Below are 18,493 nucleotides of genomic sequence, written 5' to 3'. Positions count from 1 at the left end.
TCCCAGCCAGCGAAATCGCCCGTTATCCCTGGCCCGTGCCTTCAGGAGGACTTCATGACGTTTGTCATCGCCCGTCGATTTGGTGACCGGATCATCATGGCAGCAGACACCATGATCACCGATCAGCAGACCGGCAAGTCAGATGTCATTCCCGGTCAGCTGAAGGCAATCATTCTAAATAATCGCGTGTCGATGGCTTATGCTGGGTGGTCCGAGGTTGGCCTGCAGGCAGCGCGAGCTGCAAAGGGTATTCTAGACGCTGGCGGTGAAGTCGACGACGTACGAGCCTCTCTATTGGCCGCCACTGGCCGCGACACTGAGTTCATTCTGATTTCCCACATGGCCGCCCCGTCGCTCGACCGGATATGGGAAGGCCGCGTTTCTTCGAATCTGGAGCGGACTGCTATCGGTAATCGAGCGTTGGAAGCGCGCATCGACTCCTTCGCGCTACAGATTCCGAGGATACCCCTGTCGGACCGCACCCATGAAGAAGTCGCGTTCCGTGGCGCGACGCAAAAGCTGTTCGAGAGCATCCCCGTCGGTGACACCGTTGGTGGGTTTGGCATCCTTCTCCAGGCATCTCCGATCGGTCACTGCTATCTTCCCCACTCTGGCGTTTTTGCCTGGGACGAGATTGATCTTCGAACCGGCCTTACCCCCAAGCAAGTAGCCGACCGGCAGTCTGGAATGACGGAATGGCGCTACAATGTGCATGGCCCCCGTGACTACGGCGTCGGGGTGATGGGCGCCGTCGTCCCCAACGCTGGGGTAGGCTATGTTTACTCTCCCCTAACGGAAGACACGCCTCGTGCGTGGCGGTTCGAACCGCCGCCGGGGGCTGCCGCTGGCGAGATGCTGTCCGCCTTTCAGGCGCAGCTCGAACAGGCCGCCACTGAGATCGGAGGGGGCGTCTTCGTTAACCAGGGCGGTCACCGCACCGAGCCGCCGACCGAGCCGGAACTGGATGCGATTAAAGCCTATGCGGCCTCCGCCATGCTGCCGACCATGGTCACGCTGAGGGACGACGGACTTTGGCTAGAAATCAAAGGCTCGCTGTGCGGTATGAGCACACTGATAGGCTTTGCGTTTCTGGAGCCGGATGCGGAAACAGCCCTGCAGCGCGCTATCGATACATGCGTCGAGTTCACCCTGGAAAACGACGAACGGACGCGACGCAACTTCGTGGCGGCCGGACAAGAACATACTTTGCCAGTACGACGGCCGAATAACCGCCCCACAAGCTGAGCTGACATCGCAGCAGTGGCGACCCTCGTCATTTTGGACGGCCCCGCCCGAACCCAAGCTCATCGTTGATCAGATTTGGCGAGACGATCCGCCAGGACTCGAAGGCTGACAAAGGTTTCGCCCTCACGGGGCCAGTGTCTGCTTTCAGCCGAGGCCGTGTAAAAACTCAGGGCCAGCATAGTCTCGCGGCCCCAGCGCGGCGCGAGACGCGGCGCCCCCGTCAGGCTCGGATGGCGGCGATGAGCGGCCCGGTCCCGATGATCTGCATCACGCGCTTCAGGTTGTAGGCCAGGATGTGGAGGCTGATCTCGGTCTTCACGTTGTTCAGGCGCTTCATCAGGAAGTGGGTGTGGCCCATCCAGGCTTTGATCGTCCCGAAGGGGTGTTCGACGATCCGACGCCGGAGCTTCATCGGGCTCTGCGGCGCGAGGTCCATCCGCCGCTGCATGGCGTCGATCACCGCCTCGTGCTCCCAGCGGTTGATCCGCCGGTTGAGGGCGGGCGTGCATTGGGGCTTGAGCGCGCAGGCGCGGCAGCTCGCGAGATCCCAGTAGGAGTGCAGGGTCATGCCCCGCTGCACGGTGGTCATGTGATACGGCAGATGCCGGCCGGCCGGGCAGCGATAGACGTCCTGGTCGGCGAGGTAGGTAAAGTCCTGCTTGCCGAAGCGGCCGTCAGCCTTGGCCCCTGAGGTCAGCGGCTTCGGCACATAGGGCATCACGCCGAGGGCTTCGCAGGCGACGATCTCCTCGCCCGAGAAGTAGCCGCGGTCGGCCAGCATCTCCAGGCCGTCCACGCCCATGGCGGCCTTGGCCTTCTCGCTCATAGCGGTGAGCTGCTGGCGGTCGCTGCCAGTCATGACCACGTCGTGGGCGACGATCAGGTGGTGCTCGGCCTCGACGACGGACTGGACGTTGTAGCCGACGATCCCGCTGCCCCGGCCGCTGGTCGCCATGGACCGCGCGTCCGGATCGGTCAGCGAGACCTGGCCGTCCGGCGACGCCGCCACCTGGGCCTCCATCGCCTTCAGCGCCTGCATCTGCGCACGCAGGGTTTCGATCTTGTCCTTCAGCTTCCCCGCCCGCGCCTCGGCGGCCTCGCCCTCCTGCCGGTCGGCGGTGTCGAGGTCAGCCAGGTAGCCGGCGATGTGCTCGGCCACCTGTTCCATCCGCTTCTTCAGCTTCGTGGCGGTGAAGTTCTTGTCACGGGTGTTCACCGCCTTGAATTTGCTGCCGTCGACCGCCGCCACCGCCTGGGTGAAGAGCCCGATCTCGCGGCACAGCACGATGAAGTGGGCGCTGGCCGCCTGGATCGCCGGACCGTTGTCCTTCCGGAAGTTGGCGATGGTCTTGTGGTCCGGCGCGAGCTTTCCCGTCAGCCACATCAGCTCGACGTTGCGCTGCGCCTCGCGCTCCAGCCGGCGGCTGGACTGCACGCGGTTCAGGTACCCGTAGATGTAGAGCTTCAGCAGCGTCGCCGGGTGGTATGCAGGCCGCCCCGTCGCCGCTGGCGCTACCACGAAGCCCAGGCCGCCGAGGTCGAGCTCGTCGACAAAGACGTCGATCACCCGCGCCGGATTGTCTTCGCTGACGTAGTCCTCGAGACAGCTCGGCAGCAGTGCGGGCTGCCGGCGATCCTCACCCTCGACGAAGCGGCTCATCCAGCGCCTCCAACGTGGCAACACCGTGAGTGTGAGGTGCTTTGTGCTTTGGCGCAGCCCCTTCCGTTGGCATTGCCGCTGCGCGGACGTGTCGTCTAAAGTCAAGAAACACGTCGGCAGCGGGGGCGCATGTTCCGTAGTCTTTTCGGGCCCAAGGTCCTGCCGCTGTCTCTTCAGCCGGTCAGCGGCGAAATCTACGCCCATGTTTTCGAGAACCCGCGCACAGGCGTTCCTCGGAACCTTTTCTGGAACATGACCGTCGAACTCGAGCCGGTCACTATCGAAGGCGAGGAGTGGGACTGCTCCTTCGGGGCGGAGTGGCTCACGTGGCCGGTGCGGACCTGGCGGGAATTGGATGGCATGGACCTCGGTAAGGTCCTGCTGCCCGATATGGTCGAACCGCCCCTATACCTTGTGGGCGAGCATCACCCCGCGACACTACAACATCTTCGGTTGGGCGGGTGCCGCGGACCCTCGTTCGAGGCGGCCGTTACGGCGTCAGCGCAGATCAGAACGGAGAAAGGGCAGAGGACAATTCCCGTTTCTTTCTTCTGCCGACTGCAATTCGCAGGCGTCATCGTTGTGAAAGAGAACCTACAGCCCAGCCCGACCACGCCCGCTCTCGCGGAGGAGGCGGTCGCGAAATTCATGCAGATGGACGGGTTGCGTCAGGCTCGTTCCGAAGACTGGCGGTATGTGCTCGAGCCCGACGCCTGAACCCGCGTTTTTACACAGCCTCAGCCCTTTCCCGACATCCGAGCCCCCCAAACCCCGCTCGCCAAACGGCTCCACCTGCGGCACCATCTCGGCGTTGGGGGACAGAGCATGAGCATCGATGATCTTGCGGCTCTGGGGGTGCTCGCCGCCGGGCTGTGTCTGGCGTTCGTCAAGTTTCGGGGGCGGTCAGAGGACGAGCAGGCGTTCAGCTGTCAGCTGGGCGACGTGGTCCTGACGGGGCGCTATCGGGTGGTCGGCGACACTGTCCATGTGCGTTGCGAACGGGGGGCGCTCAGCGGGCCTCTGGGGCGGGCGCGGCCGATCCATGTGGCCGAGCGGTTGCTGGCGCAGATCCATAGGGCGGCGGGCGGGTAGCGCCCACGTTGCGGGCCTTTCCGGTGAACGCCCCCTGCGGGCCCTGCGTTGAAGGCGCGTCGCCGTCAGAGGGAGCGCGAGGATGTCCGACTACAAACTCTACTACTGGCCCGTGCCGTTCCGCGGCCAGTTCGTGCGCGCCGTGCTGGCCTTCGCAGGCCAAGACTGGACCGAGGCCGGCGCGGATGAGATTTCCGAGCTGATGGGCGCAGCCGTGGCCGACATGCCTGTGCCCTTCATGGGGCCGCCGGTGCTGGTGGATGGGGCGGCGGATGTGGCCATCGCCCAGATGCCGGCCATCCTCCTCTATCTGGGGGAGACCCTGGACCTGCTGCCCGAGACGCCTGCGGCCCGGGCCATGACGATGAAGGTGGTCCACGACGCCAATGACGTCATCGATGAGCTGACCCTGGATGGCGGCCGCCAGATGTGGACCAAGGAGCGCTGGGCGGCGTTCGAGCCTCGCCTGCGCAAATGGATGTCGTTCTGGGAGGAGACCGGGCGACGCCATGGCCTGACGGAGACCTCGGGCTTCCTGCTGGGTGGCGAGGCGCCGGGCGTGGCCGATGTGGTCACCGCCACCCTGTGGACCACCATGGCCGACCGCTTTCCCGCCCTGAACGCCATTCTGCGCGACGCCGCCCCGATGACGGCGGCCCTGTCGCGCCGGGTCGCCGACCTGCCGCCGCTCGCCGCCTTGGCCCGGCAGGCCAAGGCCGACTATGGCGAGGCCTGGTGCGGCGGCCAGATCGAGGCCTCGCTCCGCAAGGTGCTCGGCGACTAGGCGGGCGGCCGGCTGGGCTAAAACTCGATCGTGACGGACGGCGTGCTGCGCTTGGCCTCGCCCTGGTACACGGCCTCGATATTGTTCCCATCGGGATCAAGGACGAAGGCGGCGTAGTAACCTGGATGGTAGGCCCGCACGCCCGGCGCGCCGTTGTCGCGCCCGCCGTGGGCCAAGGCCGCGCTATAGAAGGCGTCGACCGTTGCGCGATCTTTCGCCTGGAAAGCCAGGTGATGTCGCCCCGTCAATTCGCCCGCGGCTGTGGGGCTTTCTGCGGAAGATACAATCAGCTCATCGGCCAGGAAGTAGCCCTTGTCGGTGCTGAGAACCGGGATCTCCAACACCGACATGACGGCCTTGTAGAAGCGTTCGCTCGCGTCCAGGTCGCGCACCACAAGCTGGATATGATCGATCAAGCGCCCACGGTGCAGTCGGTTGGCTTCCATGTTCTCTATTCCGTCAAATAAGGGACGGGCAGACCTGATTGTGCTGTGAGCGGCGCAACATCGCACCCGTGGACTGCAGTCGGTGTTTGGCGGACGGGGTGGGATTCGAACCCACGGTGAGCTTTCACCCACGGCGGTTTTCAAGACCGCTGCCTTAAACCACTCGGCCACCCGTCCGGAGGGGCGGCCTATAGCAGGCGTCGCCGCGGGCTTCCAATGCCTGATGCGTACCCATGGCGCAGACGCGCCGTCGGCGCCGGCTTAACCTCGTCTCAAGGCCCGGCCTTCACACTCCGGTAAGCACGTTGGCCAAGGCGCCCGTGCAAAGGAGGCGAAGATGGGTCTGGTCCGAGGTATGGACCCCCGCGCCATGCGGGGCCTGGTGGCGGTCAGCCTAGGCGCCCTGGCGCTCACGGCCTGCGCGGCGCCCAAGCCGAAGCTCGCCAGCCGCTTTCCCGAGGCCGGCGCCTCGCAAGGCGGCCGCGCGCCCACCGGCGCCGGAGGGACCTACAAGGTCGGCAAGCCCTATCAGGTGGGCGGGATCTGGTACGTGCCCCGGGAAGATCCCGGCTACAACAAGGTGGGCACAGCCTCCTGGTACGGCTCGCAGTTCCACGCCAAGGCCACGGCCAATGGCGAGACCTTCGACATGAACGCCATGACCGCGGCCCACACCACCCTGCCGCTGCCGAGCCTGGTGGAGGTCACCAATCTGGAGAACGGCCGCAAGGTGACGGTGCGGGTCAATGACCGCGGCCCCTTCGTCGGCGACCGGATCATCGACCTGTCCCGCGCCGCAGCCCGCGAGCTGGGGTTTGAGTCCAAGGGCCTGGCCAAGGTGCGGGTCCGCTACGTCGGCCGCGCGCCCCTGGGCGGCGGCGGCGATCTGGGGGTGCGCACCGCCCAGGCCGAGCCCGCGCCCGCCCTGCCGCGCGCGCCCATCCCCTATACGCAGCTGGCCCAGAACTCGCCGCCCCCTGCGGCGGTCCTGCCGCCCATCGCGCCAGAGCCGGTCTATTCTGCGCCGGTCTATTCCGCGCCTGAGCCCACGCCGACGCTCGCCAATTACCGGGTGCAGGCCGCGGCCTTCGGCGACCGGGCCAACGCTGACCGCGCCGCGGGCCTGCTGGCCCATGCCGGCCAGACCGTGGTGGAGCCCACCGGCGGCGGCTTCTACCGGGTGATCCTGGAGGCCGGCCCCGACGAGGGCCAGGCCTGGGCGATCCGCGACCAGGCGGCCCGCGCCGGCTTCACCGACGCCCGGGTCATCCACCCCTACTGAACGGGCGGCCCTGGACTTACGCGGCGAAACGGCCAATTTGGAGCCCGTGAGCCAGGGCCGTTTCATCACATTCGAAGGCGGGGAGGGGGGCGGCAAGTCCACCCAGCTGCGCCGCCTGACCGAGCGCCTGTCCGGCGCCGGCCACGAGGTGGTGGCCACCCGCGAACCCGGCGGCTCGCCGGGCGCCGAGGCCATCCGCGACCTGCTGGTGCGGGGCGAGGCCGATCGCTGGTCGGCCATGACCGAGACCCTGCTGATGTACGCCGCCCGCCGCGACCATGTGGAGCGGGTGATCGGCCCGGCCCTGGCCCGCGGCGCCTGGGTGCTGTGCGACCGATTCGCCGATTCCACCCGCGCCTATCAGGGCGCCGCCGGCGGGACCGACCCGGCCCTCATCGCCGCCCTGGAAACCCATGTGCTGGACGGGGTTCAGCCCGACCTGACCCTGATCCTCGACCTGCCGCCGGAGACGGGCCTGGCCCGGGCCGCCAGCCGCGCCGGCGCCGAGACGCGGTTTGAGTCCAAGGGCGAGGCCTTCCACAGCCGCCTGCGTCAGGCCTTCCTGGACATCGCCGCGGCCGAGCCGGAGCGCTGCTGCGTCATCGACGCCACCCAGAGCCTGGACGCCGTCAGCCTGTCGATCTGGCTGGCCCTGGAAGAACGCCTGGGGGGATCGGTCCGTGGCTGACGCCGCCCCGCCCCATCCCCGGGACGTCTTCGACCTGACCGGCCATGAGGCGTCGGAAGCCGCCTTCGAGGACGCCCGCGCCCGAGGCCGACTGCACCACGCCTGGCTGCTGACCGGCCCGGAAGGCGTGGGCAAGGCGACCTTCGCCTATCGCGCCGCCCGCCGCCTGCTGGGCGCGCCGCCGGCCAAGGGCCACGGCGTGCTGGGGGTCGACCCCGACCATCCCATCGCCCGCCAGGTGTCGGCCCGCTCCCATCCCGACCTGCTGGTCATCGAGCGGATGGGCGAGGACGGCAAGCTGCGCAAGTCGATCCCCGTGGACGAGGCGCGCAAGCTCTCGGACTTCTTCTCCAAGTCGCCGGCCTCAGCCCCCCATCGGGTGGCGATCATCGATCCGGCCGACGACCTGAACGTCAACGCCGCCAACGCGGTGCTGAAGACCCTGGAGGAGCCGCCGCCGCGCGGCGTGATCTTCATCGTCTCCCATTCGCCGGGAAGGCTGCTGCCCACCATCCGGTCTCGGTGCCGGCGGCTGCTGTTCCGACCGCTCGGCCTTGAGGCGACGGCCGCCTTCGTGCGCGATCATACCAGCGCCAATCCGGAAGAGGCCCTGCGGTTGGCGCGGATGTCCGGCGAGGCGCCGGGCCGGGCGCTGACGCTCGCCGCCGGACCCGCCATCGCCCTGGACGATGCGGCCCGCGAGATCCTGGGCCGCCTGCCGGACCTGGACGAGGCCGCGGCGCTCGCGCTCACCGACCGGTTCCGGGGCGGGGAGGGGGCGGCCAACTTCACCCTGTTCCTCGATCGCCTGGGCGAGCGCATCCACACCCTGGTGCGGGAGCGGGCGCGTTCGGGCCAGGGCGGCCTTGATCCCTGGGCGCAGGCATGGGAGAGGCTGACCGTCCTCCCGCGCGAGGTCGAGGGCCTGAACCTCGATCGCGCCGACGCCCTGTTCTCGGTGCTTCGCGAGCTGCGGATCGCCGCCCGCGCCTGACCGATCGCCGCTGATCCATGCTCATCGACAGCCACGTCAATCTGCACGCCCCCCAGTTCGATGAGGACCGGGCGGACGTGATCGAACGCGCCCGGGCCGCTGGCGTCGCCCTGATGGTCAATATCAGCGACAAGGTCTCGGGCTTCGCCGCCGTGCGCGCCGTGGCCGAGGCGCCCGACATCTGGTGCACCGTCGGCACCCATCCCCATGAGGCCAAGGAAGACCCCGACCTCTCGGCCCAGACCCTGATCGACTTGGCGGCCGACCCCAAGGTGGTCGGGATCGGCGAGACGGGCCTCGACTTCCACTACGACCTCAGCCCCCGGGACATCCAGGCGCGGGTGTTCCGCGCCCATGTGGCGGCGGCCCGCGAGACCGGCCTGCCCCTGGTGGTCCATACCCGCGAGGCCGACGAGGTCATGGCCGCGATCCTGGAAGAGGAATACGCCGCCGGCCCCTTCCGCATGCTGATGCACTGCTACACCAGCGGCGCGGACCTGGCCCGGCGGGCCGCAGCGCTCGGCGCCTGGTTCTCGGTGTCAGGCATCGCCACCTTCAAGGCCGCCCAGGACGTCCGGGACGTGATCGCCGACATGCCGGCTGAGCGCATCATCGTCGAGACCGACTGTCCCTATCTGGCGCCGGTTCCCCAGCGCGGGCGGCGCAACGAGCCGGCCTATCTGCCCCACGTGCTTGCCAAGCTGGCGGAGATCCGCGGCTGGAGCCTGGTCGAGGCGGAGGCCCGCACCGAGGACGCCTTCTTCGCCCTGTTCGACAGGATCCCCCGTCCGTGAGCGGGACTCTGGAGTTCACCATCCTGGGCAGCGGCTCGTCCGGCGGCGTGCCGCGGGCCGATGGCGACTGGGGCGCCTGCAACCCCACAGATCCCCGCAACGCCCGCTCCCGCTGTTCGATGCTGGTGCGGCGGGTGGGGGCCGCGGCCGAGGCGCCCATGACCACCGTGCTGGTGGACACCTCGCCCGACCTGCGGCTGCAGACGGCCGGCGCTGGCGTGACCCGTCTGGACGCCGTGCTGCTGACCCATGACCATGCCGACCAGGTGCACGGCATCGACGATGTGCGGGCCTTCTTTATCCGCCAGCGAGGGCGGATCCCCTGCCATATGGACGCCGCCACCTGGAAGACCATGGCGAGGCGGTTCGGCTATATCTTCGAGCCCGAAGGCGGCTATCCGGCCATCTGCGATCCGGTGATGCTGCCGCCGCTCGGGCAGGATTTCGAGATCGATGGCCCCAGCGGCGCGATCCCCGTGGCCACCTTCGACCAGGACCATGGGGCAGTGCGCTCACTGGGCTACCGGTTCGGCGACGTGGCCTATTCCAGCGACCTGGTGGACCTGCCCGAAGCGTCTTTCGAAGCGCTGCAGGGCTTGGATGTCTGGATCGTCGACGCCCTGCGCTGGCGGCCTCACCCGACCCATGCCCATGTGGATCTGGCCCTGTCGTGGATCGAACGCCTGGCGCCGCGCCGAGCCATCCTGACCAATCTGCACATCGACCTGGACTTCGAAGATCTGGCCTCGCGGCTGCCGCCGGGCGTCGAGCCGGCCTTTGACGGACTTCGTTTTCAACATCAAATAGGCGCCATAGTCTCTTGACTGATCAGCCTCTTAGGCTTGCCTTTCTCGCATCTCGCAACGGCAGCAGCATGCGCGCCATTCTCGCGGCCATCTCAGCCGGCGAACTGGCCGCCCAGGGGGTGCTCGCCGTCAGCAACAACCGCCAGGCGCCAGCCCTGGAGGCCGCCCGCACAGCCGGCCTGACAAGCCTTTGCATCCCCACCCGGGATGATCCCGACGCGGCCGACGACCAGCTGGCCCAGGCGCTGACCGACGCCCGTGTCGATCTGGTCATCCTGTCGGGCTATCTGCGGCGGCTGGGACCCAGGGTGCTGGCGGCCTTTCCGGGCCGTATCCTCAACATCCATCCCGGCCCTCTGCCACAGTTCGGCGGGGCGGGGATGTACGGCGCCCGCGTCCATGAGGCGGTGATCGCCGCCGGGGTGGTTGAAAGCGGCGCGGTGATCCATGTGGTCGACGGCGACTATGACCATGGCCCGGCCATCGCTCGCCTGAGCGTGCCCGTAGAGCCCGGCGACACTGCCGAAACCCTGGGCCTGCGCATCACGGCCCTGGAGCCGAGCTTCTATCTTGAGACTCTGAAGGCCATCGTCGCCGGCGAGATCGTCCTGCCGACCGCACCCTAGGCGGACAGATGGTCGCAGGCCTGGCCCGCCTCGCGTTCACCACGCCTTAAGCGGATTTGGGCGACCCTGGGTCTGACCCTGGGGAGAGATCCATGACCGCAATGGCCGCCGTGAATGAAGAGCGTAGCTGGGTGAGCCCCGCCCAGGCCCTGGCTGTGCTGGCCGGAGAGCTCGGTCATGCCGGCGAGGCCTGCCAGCGCCTGGACGGGGCCCTGGGCGGCCTGCTCCACCTTGTCGCGCCCGAAGAACGCATGAAGGTGATGCAGGAGCTGCACGCGGTGGATCTGCTCAGCCAGCACCTGGCGGCCCTGGGCGCCCTGGCCCATCATCTGGGCGCACAACCCCAGGCCGATGGCGCCCTGGACCTGTCGGCCGCCCTGCGGGGTCTCACACTTGGAGAGGTCGCGCGGCGGATTCAGACGGCGGCGACCGGTCATCCGGCGACCGCGCACGACGAAGATGAGGGCGATCTCGACCTCTTCTGAAACTTACCTCAGCGTGCGGTTCAGCCATGGCGCAGCTTAGGGCTTTACTGCCCGCATAACGCGGGTCTTAATCCTCTCCGTCGATCTGGGGAGGTGGATATGCGTTGTGGACCTTTTGCGTCGCGGGCTTGGCTCGGCGTGCTGGCGGCGGCCAGCCTGGGAGGCGCGGCAAGCGCTCAGGAGGTCTCGGGCTGGTACCCCTTCCTGGGCGAGCGCATCAAGCTGTCCCCCAGCAGCGAGCGGATCGAGGCGGCCGACTACAAGCCGCGGGAGGCAGGCTATGTGCAGCTTGTCGTCGAGCCCGCCAATGTCCAGGCGGCGGCCTCCTGCGGGCAGGACAAGCGCGGCTGGCGACAGCGGCTCCACCAGCTGTGGGGCGACATCAGCGATCGCAAGACCACCTGGGGGGCGGGGGTCCGGATCAGCTATCCTGGCGTACTTAATACACAGCCCAAGATTGAGGTCCTGCCGCTGCAGATCACGCGGTATTCCAGCGCCAGCCACTGCCGCGCGGAATCGAACAATTCGCCGGTTCGCTCGCCCTTGCTGAGGGTCGTGACCGGCGGGGCCAGCCCCTCAGTCGAGGTGATCAGCTGGAAAACCAAGTCCCTTGAGGCGGCACGAGTGAAGGAGATGTTCGCTGCCGCCAGCTCCATTTCCGTCCTGGCGGGGGTTCCAGCCGGTATCGCGTCCGTGACCTTTGGTGAGAAAGCGCAGACTGTTTTCCTCGAGCATGTGTCCTTTGACATCCAGACAGGCCATAGCGAAACCTTCGAGGTCGGCTCGGCTGATCCGCAGACCGGCGGCGCCAAGGTGGTCCATGTCTATCTGGGCGCGCCTGCGCGAACCATGGCCGACTGGCGGCCGGACACCGGGAATGAGCCGCGGATGTCGGTGCGGCTGATCTCGGTGGGCTCGGCCTTCGACACCACGGCCCACACCTATCCCGATCTCTCCGGTCGCAGCGCCAGCCAGCTCCTGGATGACGTGCTCTGGCGGGGGAAGACCGTGCGGGCCTATCTGCGAGAGGTGGCCGGGACAAACTATGAGGGCCTGACCAAGGCCCAGACCCTGGAGGCCTTCGACGCCCAGTGCCCAATCCTGCGCAACTGGCTGCGGGAAAGCTCGGGCCTGTCGGCGGTGGATTCCGCCATCGTGATGTGGGCGGTCGCCCAATCCAATCCTACTCTGACGCCGCCCGGACTCGACTTCGCCAAGGCGCCGGCGGTGAAATCCCATTGCCTGGCGGAGGATGCGGTCGAACTGGCCCGGGTGAGGATCACGATCCCCACGCCCATCGAGATTCAGCCGCCGCCGACCCGGGTGGCGGCGACCTCGGATCAGATGATCAACGCCCTTGAGGCGATGGCCACCGTGGCGGCCTACGGCGCCGAAACCGTGCCGGCCTTCGCCCGCCAGGCGGCGTTTGGGGAAAGCCTCACCATCCTGGATCCGAGCCGGCGGATCCTGGGGGGCGAGATGGTCCAGCAGACCTTGGAAGGCAACGCCGTCATCGGCGATTTCGTCCGCACGCGGTTCGAGACCCTGGGCTGCTGGCTGCCGTTCGAACAGGATCCGGGGGCGGCCTTCTGGCCCATCGGCTTTGCGCCGCCCTCAGCCGCCCCGGCCAATGGCGCCCATACCCTGGCCGCCGCCATCGGGCGGGTCGAAGGGGGTGATCCCGTCCTGCTGCTGGCGGAGTTCCAAGGGGTCGAGACGGGCAAGGCCGCCCAGATCGCGCGGTTATCGGCGGACGGATCGTTCAACAGCAGCTTCAGGTCGGCGTTCCGGACGCGGTATCCCAGCGCCAGATGCGCCGCCGCGGCCCTGGCGCCCAGCGTCTTTCAGTAACAGACAAAGGTTTCAGTGGAAGTCTCTGGAACCCGGCAGGATTCTCACGTCCCTGGGATGGCGATGGGAGGGATGGCGGGGCGGCTGCGGGTTGGCCGCCACATCGGCCCGGGCCAGCTGGATATCGGTCTCATGGTCTTCCGAAAGCCGTGACAGTTCGGCCGTCCGATCGATGACCCGCCGGGCGACCAGGTGGACGACGCCTTCTGGGCTCTTCTCCACCAGGCCTTCGACCTCCATCAGGCGGGCGGCCATGACCTCGCGGCGGAACTGTTCGAACATCCGCGCCCAGAGCACCACATTGACGATGCCGGTCTCGTCTTCGAGGGTGACGAAGATGGCGTTGCCGCTACCTGGTCGCTGGCGCACCAGTACGACGCCGGCCACCCGGGCGGGCGCTCCGCTACGCCTGGCCGTCGTTTCCGCGCAGCTCAGCACCCCTTCGCCCGCGAAGACCGGCCTCAGCAGCCCCATGGGGTGCGCCTTCAGGGAAAGCCGCGTGGTCTGGTAGTCGGCGGCCACATGCTCCCCCAGGGGCATGAGCGGAAGGTTGGCGTCCGGCTCGGCCCCCAGTTCTCGCGCCCCCCGCGCCCGGGCCGCGGCGAACAGGGGCAGGGGATCGTCGTCGGGCAGGCGGCGCACCGCCCACAGGGCCTGGCGTCGATCCAGCCCTGCCGAGCGAAAGGCGTCGGCGTCGGCCAGCTTGCGCATGGCGCCGGCCGGCAGGTTGGCCCGCCGGGCCAGGACCTCGATATCGGGGAGGGGCCCGTCGCGGGCCGCCACCAGGGCGGTGGCCCAGTCCTCGCGGAAGCCGTCGATCTGGCGCAGGCCAAGCCGGAGGGCCGGCGCGTCGGCCGGGCCTTCGAGATGATTGTCCCAGCCGCTGAAGGCCACATCGATGGGCCGCACCTCCACTCCGTGCTCCTGGGCGTCGCGGACGATCTGGGCGGGCGCGTAGAAGCCCATGGGCTGGCTGTTGAGGAGGGCGCAGGCGAAGGCCGCCGGATGGCGCCGCTTGATCCAGGAGGAGACATAGACGAGCTGGGCGAAGGACGCGGCATGGCTTTCGGGGAAGCCATAGGAGCCGAACCCCTTGATCTGTTCGAAGCAGCGCCGGGCGAACTCCGGGTCATAGCCCCGGGCGATCATCCGGTTGACCATGCGGCCCTCATAGGTGTGCAGGGTCCCGTCGCCGCGGAAGGTGCCCATGGCCTTGCGCAGGCCGTTGGCCTCGGCTTCGGAGAACTCCGCCGCCACCATGGCCACGCTCATGGCCTGTTCCTGGAACAGCGGCACGCCGAGGGTGCGGTCGAGGACGTTCTTCAGTTCGTCCTTCTCGCCATGCTCCGGCGCTGGGGAGGCATACTCCACCGTTTCCAGACCGCTTCGGCGACGCAGATAGGGATGGACCATGTCCCCCTGGATGGGGCCAGGCCGCACGATGGCCACCTGGATCACCAGGTCATAGAGGCGTCGGGGCTTCAGCCGCGGCAGCATGTTGATCTGGGCCCGGCTCTCCACCTGGAAGACCCCGATGGAGTCGCCCCGGCACAGCATGTCATAGACCGCCGGATCCTCCTGCGGGATGGTGTGGAGCTGGCGGTCCTCGCCGGAATGGCCGCGGATCAGGTCGAAGGCCTTGCGGATGCAGGTCAGCATGCCGAGCGCCAGCACATCGACCTTCATCAGGCCCAGCTCGTCGATATCGTCCTTGTCCCACTCGATGAAGGTGCGGTCGGCCATGGCCGCATTGCCGATGGGGACCAGGTCGTCCAGCCGCCCGCGGGTCAGGATGAAGCCACCCACATGTTGGGAGAGGTGACGGGGAAAGCCCAGCAGCCGCGTGGCCATGGCCACCGCACGGCCGATCATCGGGTTTGCGGGGTCGAGGCCCGCCTGCTGCACATGGCGATCGCCGATCTCCGCCCCCCAGCTGCCCCACTGGCTGGCGGCCAGGCGGGCGGTGACATCCTCGGTCAGGCCCAGGGCCTTGCCCACCTCGCGGATGGCGCTCTTGGGACGGTAGCGGATGACCGTGGCGGCGATGCCCGCCCGGTGGCGGCCATAGCGCTCATAGATGTGCTGGATGATCTCCTCGCGCCGCTCATGCTCGAAATCGACATCGATATCGGGGGGCTCGTTGCGGTTGGAGGACAGGAAGCGCTCGAACAGCAATTCGTGGGTCGCCGGGTCGACGCAGGTGATGCCAAGCACGTAGCAGACCGCCGAATTGGCCGCCGAGCCCCGCCCCTGGCAGAGGATGCCCTTGTCCTCAGCCACCCGGACAATATCCTGGATTGTCAGGAAGTAAGGGGCGAGACTTCGCTCACCGATGAAGGCCAGTTCCTTGGTCAGCAGATCCTGAACCTTCTTCGGCGCCCCCTTGGGATAGCGGATCTCGGTGCGCCGCTGCACCAGTTCCTCCAGCCAGCCCTGCGGGCTCCAGCCAGGGGGGATGGGCTCCTCCGGATATTCATAGCGGAGGTCCGAGAGGTCGAAGGCGACGCGGTCGAGGAGGCTGAGGGTTTCGGCCACGGCCTGTGGCGCGTCGCGAAACAGGCGGGCCATCTCCTCGGGCGGCTTCAGCCAGCGCTCGGCGTTGGCCGCCAGTAGGCGGCCGGCGGCTTCGATGGTCACGCCGTGCCGGATACAGGTCACCACATCCTGCAGGTCCCGCTCTTCGGCCGAGTGGTAGAGGACGTCATTGACCGCCAGCAGCGGGACCCCGCTCCAGGCGGCCAGGTCCTGCAGCCGCGCCAGGCGGCGGCGGTCATCGCCGCGCCGCAGCATGGCCGCCGAGAGCCAAAGCGCGCCAGGCGAAGCCTGCGCCAGACGCGGCAGCACCATCTCCAGATCCGCCAGCCGGTCCGGGGGCATGACGACCAGCAGCAGGCCGTCCAGGTGGTTCAGCAGGTCGGGCAGGGCGATCTCGCAGGCCCCCTTGCGCGCCCGGCGATTTCCCAGACTCAGCAGCCGCGTCAGCCGTCCCCAGCCCTCGCGGCTTTCAGGATAGGCCAGGATGTCGGGAGTTCCGTCATTGAACACCAGCCGCGCCCCCAGGATCAGGCGAAAGTCTGCGGCCCGGCGCTTGATCTCGTCTGACAGGCTGGGATCGTTCAGCGGGTCTTCGCGGAAGGCCACCTCGCCCGGGGATCCGCCATCCCGCAGCTTCTCCGGCGGCGCCAGGCCATCACGGCGCAGGTCGTTCAGGGCGCTCCAGGCCCGCACCACGCCGGCCACCGTATTGCGATCGGCCAGGCCCAGCCCGGCCTGGCCGCGCAGCAGGGCGGTCAGGACCAGGTCCTTGGGGTGGGAGGCGCCCTGCAGGAAGGAGAAGTTGCTGGTGGCCGCCAGCTCGGCATAGGCCACGGAGGAGGCGGGCGTCATGGAAAGAGGCCGTGAATGAACCAACGCGGCTCCGGCGCCTCGCCGTACAGGCCCTGGCGGAACAGCCAGAAGCGCCGGCCCTCGCTGTCCTCCACCCGGTAATAGTCCCGGGTCTTCTGGTCGGGCGCCCGCCACCATTCGCCGGCGATCCGCTCCGGCCCCTCGGCGCGCACCACCTGATGCAGCACGCGGCGCCAGCGAAACCGCAGGGGCGAGCCGTCCGGCACCTCGGCCAGGGTCTCCACCGGCTGGGGCGGATGGAACATCTGCAGGGGCCGCAGGGGCGGGGCCTCGGGCGTCCGCTCCGGCCACGGCGCCTGGCCGGCGCCTGCGCTAGCCGAAACAAGGCGTCCGGCCCGTTCGGGAATATGCGAGCCCACCGCCTCGAACCGCAGCACCGCCTGCGGCCCCAGCCTGGCGGTCAGCCGGTCGATCAGGCGGCTGAAATCCTCGTCGGTGGGCCGGTCGCCTTCCAGGCCCCGCTGGGTCGGCGCCAGGACTTCGGTGACCAGGACCGACAGGCGCATCTGGTCGAATCCGAAGCCGGGATCGAGGGGATTGGCCAGGGCGCCCAGCCGTTCGCGAAACAGTCGGACCAGGCTCGGCGGGTCCCGGGTCGGGCGGCCGGTGCGCACCGCGACCCGGCGCACCTCGCCATCGACCCGATAGAAGTCGACGGCAAAGGCCCGGCCCCCATGGCCCAGCTGATCCAGGCGGTCGGACGCCTCGTCCAGCAGGTCGGCCAGAACCTGCTCCACATAGTCGGGATTGGAGATCGGCTCGAAGAAGACCCGGTCCACGACAATGGGCGCCGCGGCGCGGTGCGGGGTGATGCGGATGTCCTCGTCCCCGAGGATGCGCGCCAGCCGGGCGGGAAAGCCTGCGCCGAACCGGGCGGCCAGGGGCGCCCTGGGGCGGTCATCCAGGTCGCCCAGCCGCTTCAGGCCCGCCCGTCGCAGGGCGCTTTCTTCAGGCTGCGACATCTCCAGGGCCGCCACCGGCAGGCGCCGCAGGCTGTCGCGGGCCGCCGGGGCGGTGAAGATCCGCGCCGGACCAAAGCGCGCCAGGGCCCGGGCCGCCTGGGGCGTATCGGCCAGAGCGGCGTGGATCTGCAGGCCGATACGCTTGGCGCGGCTCTCCACCGCCTCGACCAGACCCGCCTCGCCGCCGAACAGGTGGGCGCAGCCGGTGATGTCCAGCACCAGGCCATGGGGCCGATCCAGCGCGATCATCGGGGTGAAGCGGTCGAAATCCTCCAGCACCCGGGCGAGCAGGGCGGCGTCGGCGTCGGGGCGATGGGGCAGGGTGCGCAAGGCCGGGACCCGCGCCCGGGCGTCGGCCAGGGTCAGGCCCGGCGACAGGCCGGCCTTCGCTGCGGCCGGGTCCACCGCCGCCAGTCGCAGGGCGCCCTTGACCTTCTCGACCAGAACAATCGGCAGGGCGACAGGGGGCAGCGGGGTCTCAGGCGACCCGTCTTGGGGCTGGGCTTGAGCCTGACGCAGGCGCCGTTCTGTGGGCAGCCAGGGGAACCAGATCGCCAGATAGCGGCGCCGGCGGGCGGAACGATCGGTGGTCACGATCCCACTCCATGGGCCAGGTCTTGGTTTCACCGCCGCCGCTGCGCCGCCGCAGCAGCGTGGCCAGAAAGGATGGATGCCCCGGCGCGCCGGCCTCCAGGGGCCGTGAGGCGACAGCCCGGATCGCCCAGCGGGTCTCGGCTGCGCTGGGCGCCGGAGCCGCGCCTGCCCGCGCCAGGAACAGCGCCCCGCCGCCGGTCTCGGCCGCCAGGGCCAGGCGCCGGCTGGCCGTCAGGCTCAGGGCCTTGGCCTCGCCCCAGGCGCTCAGCAGCACCGCGCCCACGGCGGGACTGCGCAGGGCGTCTTCGCCCACGGCCAGCAGGGCCTTCATGTCGCGACCCCGGACGAGCAGCAGGCCCGCCGGATCGATCCCCATCTCCTGCAGGCCCGGGCCATGGGGCCGGCCGGCCTCGTTGGCCATCTGGTCGTGCAGCCCCCAGACGATGGGACGACCAGCCGCGGTCCGCAAAGCCAGGCCCAGGCTGAAGGCGTTAACGGCCACGGCGTCTGCGACGCTGTCGGCATAGAGGTCGTGAAGCCCTTGAAAATCCGCGCTGAACGGCGAGAACTCAACCCCAGTCTCAGACGCCGTCCGCACCCGACCGCCGCCAGGACCCTCCAGGGTCGCCAGCTGCGCTCGAAGGGCGGCGATCTGATCGCGCTCTGGAGCCTCGTTCCTCATTTGTTCTATTTGCAGCTTCGGGAGCGCCAGAGTCAAGGATGGCCCGGAACCGGCCTCTATAATTTCCGATAATCTATCTTAGGCGCATTACATC

General features: G+C 68.6%; 17 protein-coding genes and 1 tRNA gene. 12 read left to right on the top strand and 6 right to left on the bottom strand.

Annotated elements, in window-relative coordinates:
• Window positions 1-54 precede the first annotated feature (54 nt).
• Window positions 55-1,245 (top strand): hypothetical protein, encoded by a 1,191-nt coding sequence (locus tag Q7S93_RS16920; RefSeq protein WP_304715422.1) that lies wholly within the window; start codon window positions 55-57, stop codon window positions 1,243-1,245.
• A gap of 220 nt (window positions 1,246-1,465) precedes the next feature.
• On the opposite strand, the gene Q7S93_RS16915 is transcribed toward Q7S93_RS16920, so the two are convergent.
• Window positions 1,466-2,905: an IS1182 family transposase gene (locus Q7S93_RS16915; protein WP_304715420.1), complete on the bottom strand. Its 1,440-nt coding sequence runs from the start codon at window positions 2,903-2,905 to the stop codon at window positions 1,466-1,468.
• Window positions 2,906-3,034: 129 nt separating this feature from the next.
• Here Q7S93_RS16915 and Q7S93_RS16910 point away from each other — a divergent pair, with 129 nt between their 5' ends.
• The 3 genes from Q7S93_RS16910 (at window position 3,035) to Q7S93_RS16900 (ending at window position 4,781) form a co-directional block, all read left to right on the top strand.
• Entirely contained in the window at window positions 3,035-3,622 is a 588-nt protein-coding gene (locus Q7S93_RS16910; protein ID WP_304715419.1) for a hypothetical protein, read from the top strand.
• 108 nt (window positions 3,623-3,730) lie between these two features.
• The gene (locus Q7S93_RS16905; RefSeq protein WP_304715417.1) at window positions 3,731-3,997 is read left to right on the top strand and encodes a hypothetical protein; all 267 of its coding nucleotides are present in this window, start codon (window positions 3,731-3,733) and stop codon (window positions 3,995-3,997) included.
• Window positions 3,998-4,079: 82 nt separating this feature from the next.
• Window positions 4,080-4,781 (top strand): glutathione S-transferase, encoded by a 702-nt coding sequence (locus Q7S93_RS16900; protein WP_304715411.1) that lies wholly within the window; start codon window positions 4,080-4,082, stop codon window positions 4,779-4,781.
• Window positions 4,782-4,798: 17 nt separating this feature from the next.
• Here Q7S93_RS16900 and Q7S93_RS16895 read toward each other — a convergent pair whose 3' ends face one another.
• Together Q7S93_RS16895 and Q7S93_RS16890 are read right to left on the bottom strand one after the other, a co-directional pair.
• Entirely contained in the window at window positions 4,799-5,227 is a 429-nt protein-coding gene (locus tag Q7S93_RS16895) for a VOC family protein (protein ID WP_304715409.1), read from the bottom strand.
• Between the two features lie 87 nt (window positions 5,228-5,314).
• A tRNA-Ser gene (locus Q7S93_RS16890) sits at window positions 5,315-5,404 on the bottom strand.
• 160 nt (window positions 5,405-5,564) lie between these two features.
• Here Q7S93_RS16890 and Q7S93_RS16885 point away from each other — a divergent pair.
• From Q7S93_RS16885 to Q7S93_RS16850, 8 genes are all read left to right on the top strand, one after another.
• Entirely contained in the window at window positions 5,565-6,509 is a 945-nt protein-coding gene (locus tag Q7S93_RS16885) for a septal ring lytic transglycosylase RlpA family protein (RefSeq protein WP_304715408.1), read from the top strand.
• Between the two features lie 46 nt (window positions 6,510-6,555).
• The gene (gene tmk, locus Q7S93_RS16880; RefSeq protein WP_304715407.1) at window positions 6,556-7,197 is read left to right on the top strand and encodes a dTMP kinase; all 642 of its coding nucleotides are present in this window, start codon (window positions 6,556-6,558) and stop codon (window positions 7,195-7,197) included.
• On the top strand, window positions 7,190-8,191 hold the full coding sequence (locus tag Q7S93_RS16875) for a DNA polymerase III subunit delta' (protein ID WP_304715406.1): 1,002 nt from the start codon (window positions 7,190-7,192) through the stop codon (window positions 8,189-8,191). The genes tmk and Q7S93_RS16875 overlap by 8 nt, the downstream gene beginning before the upstream one ends.
• Window positions 8,192-8,208: 17 nt before the next feature.
• Window positions 8,209-8,985, top strand: coding sequence for a TatD family hydrolase (locus Q7S93_RS16870; RefSeq protein ID WP_304715403.1), 777 nt, complete (start codon window positions 8,209-8,211; stop codon window positions 8,983-8,985).
• The gene (locus Q7S93_RS16865; RefSeq protein WP_304715400.1) at window positions 8,982-9,809 is read left to right on the top strand and encodes an MBL fold metallo-hydrolase; all 828 of its coding nucleotides are present in this window, start codon (window positions 8,982-8,984) and stop codon (window positions 9,807-9,809) included. Before Q7S93_RS16870 ends, Q7S93_RS16865 begins: the two co-directional genes overlap by 4 nt.
• The gene (gene purN / locus Q7S93_RS16860) at window positions 9,806-10,417 is read left to right on the top strand and encodes a phosphoribosylglycinamide formyltransferase (RefSeq protein ID WP_304715399.1); all 612 of its coding nucleotides are present in this window, start codon (window positions 9,806-9,808) and stop codon (window positions 10,415-10,417) included. The genes Q7S93_RS16865 and purN overlap by 4 nt, the downstream gene beginning before the upstream one ends.
• Window positions 10,418-10,509: 92 nt before the next feature.
• Window positions 10,510-10,902 carry a hypothetical protein gene (locus Q7S93_RS16855; RefSeq protein WP_304715397.1) on the top strand — a complete coding sequence of 131 codons (393 nt, stop codon included), beginning with the start codon at window positions 10,510-10,512 and terminating at the stop codon, window positions 10,900-10,902.
• Between the two features lie 99 nt (window positions 10,903-11,001).
• Window positions 11,002-12,753, top strand: a complete 1,752-nt coding sequence (locus Q7S93_RS16850; protein ID WP_304715391.1) for a hypothetical protein — start codon at window positions 11,002-11,004, stop codon at window positions 12,751-12,753.
• Between the two features lie 12 nt (window positions 12,754-12,765).
• Here Q7S93_RS16850 and Q7S93_RS16845 read toward each other — a convergent pair whose 3' ends face one another.
• Genes Q7S93_RS16845 through Q7S93_RS16835 form a run of 3 tightly spaced genes read right to left on the bottom strand, consistent with a single transcriptional unit; the run spans window position 12,766 to window position 18,399 of the window.
• Window positions 12,766-16,140: an error-prone DNA polymerase gene (locus tag Q7S93_RS16845; RefSeq protein WP_304715387.1), complete on the bottom strand. Its 3,375-nt coding sequence runs from the start codon at window positions 16,138-16,140 to the stop codon at window positions 12,766-12,768.
• Complete coding sequence (locus Q7S93_RS16840; protein WP_304715384.1) at window positions 16,137-17,717, bottom strand: Y-family DNA polymerase; 1,581 nt, start codon at window positions 17,715-17,717, stop codon at window positions 16,137-16,139. The genes Q7S93_RS16845 and Q7S93_RS16840 overlap by 4 nt, the downstream gene beginning before the upstream one ends.
• Window positions 17,602-18,399, bottom strand: a complete 798-nt coding sequence (locus tag Q7S93_RS16835; protein WP_304715383.1) for an ImuA family protein — start codon at window positions 18,397-18,399, stop codon at window positions 17,602-17,604. The genes Q7S93_RS16840 and Q7S93_RS16835 overlap by 116 nt, the downstream gene beginning before the upstream one ends.
• Between the last annotated feature and the right edge of the window lie 94 nt (window positions 18,400-18,493).

It is taken from the genome of Phenylobacterium sp., from assembly GCF_030646615.1.
GTDB lineage: Bacteria > Pseudomonadota > Alphaproteobacteria > Caulobacterales > Caulobacteraceae > Phenylobacterium.
This window is presented reverse-complemented; position numbering and strand designations above follow the sequence as displayed.

Coding starts and splice junctions, on each gene's coding strand:
- Q7S93_RS16920 (WP_304715422.1), top strand. CDS start 55: ATGACGTTTGTCATCGCCCGTCGATTTGGTGACCGGATCATCATGGCA.
- Q7S93_RS16915 (WP_304715420.1), bottom strand. CDS start 2,905: ATGAGCCGCTTCGTCGAGGGTGAGGATCGCCGGCAGCCCGCACTGCTG.
- Q7S93_RS16910 (WP_304715419.1), top strand. CDS start 3,035: ATGTTCCGTAGTCTTTTCGGGCCCAAGGTCCTGCCGCTGTCTCTTCAG.
- Q7S93_RS16905 (WP_304715417.1), top strand. CDS start 3,731: ATGAGCATCGATGATCTTGCGGCTCTGGGGGTGCTCGCCGCCGGGCTG.
- Q7S93_RS16900 (WP_304715411.1), top strand. CDS start 4,080: ATGTCCGACTACAAACTCTACTACTGGCCCGTGCCGTTCCGCGGCCAG.
- Q7S93_RS16895 (WP_304715409.1), bottom strand. CDS start 5,227: ATGGAAGCCAACCGACTGCACCGTGGGCGCTTGATCGATCATATCCAG.
- Q7S93_RS16885 (WP_304715408.1), top strand. CDS start 5,565: ATGGGTCTGGTCCGAGGTATGGACCCCCGCGCCATGCGGGGCCTGGTG.
- Q7S93_RS16870 (WP_304715403.1), top strand. CDS start 8,209: ATGCTCATCGACAGCCACGTCAATCTGCACGCCCCCCAGTTCGATGAG.
- Q7S93_RS16855 (WP_304715397.1), top strand. CDS start 10,510: ATGACCGCAATGGCCGCCGTGAATGAAGAGCGTAGCTGGGTGAGCCCC.
- Q7S93_RS16850 (WP_304715391.1), top strand. CDS start 11,002: ATGCGTTGTGGACCTTTTGCGTCGCGGGCTTGGCTCGGCGTGCTGGCG.
- Q7S93_RS16845 (WP_304715387.1), bottom strand. CDS start 16,140: ATGACGCCCGCCTCCTCCGTGGCCTATGCCGAGCTGGCGGCCACCAGC.
- Q7S93_RS16835 (WP_304715383.1), bottom strand. CDS start 18,399: ATGAGGAACGAGGCTCCAGAGCGCGATCAGATCGCCGCCCTTCGAGCG.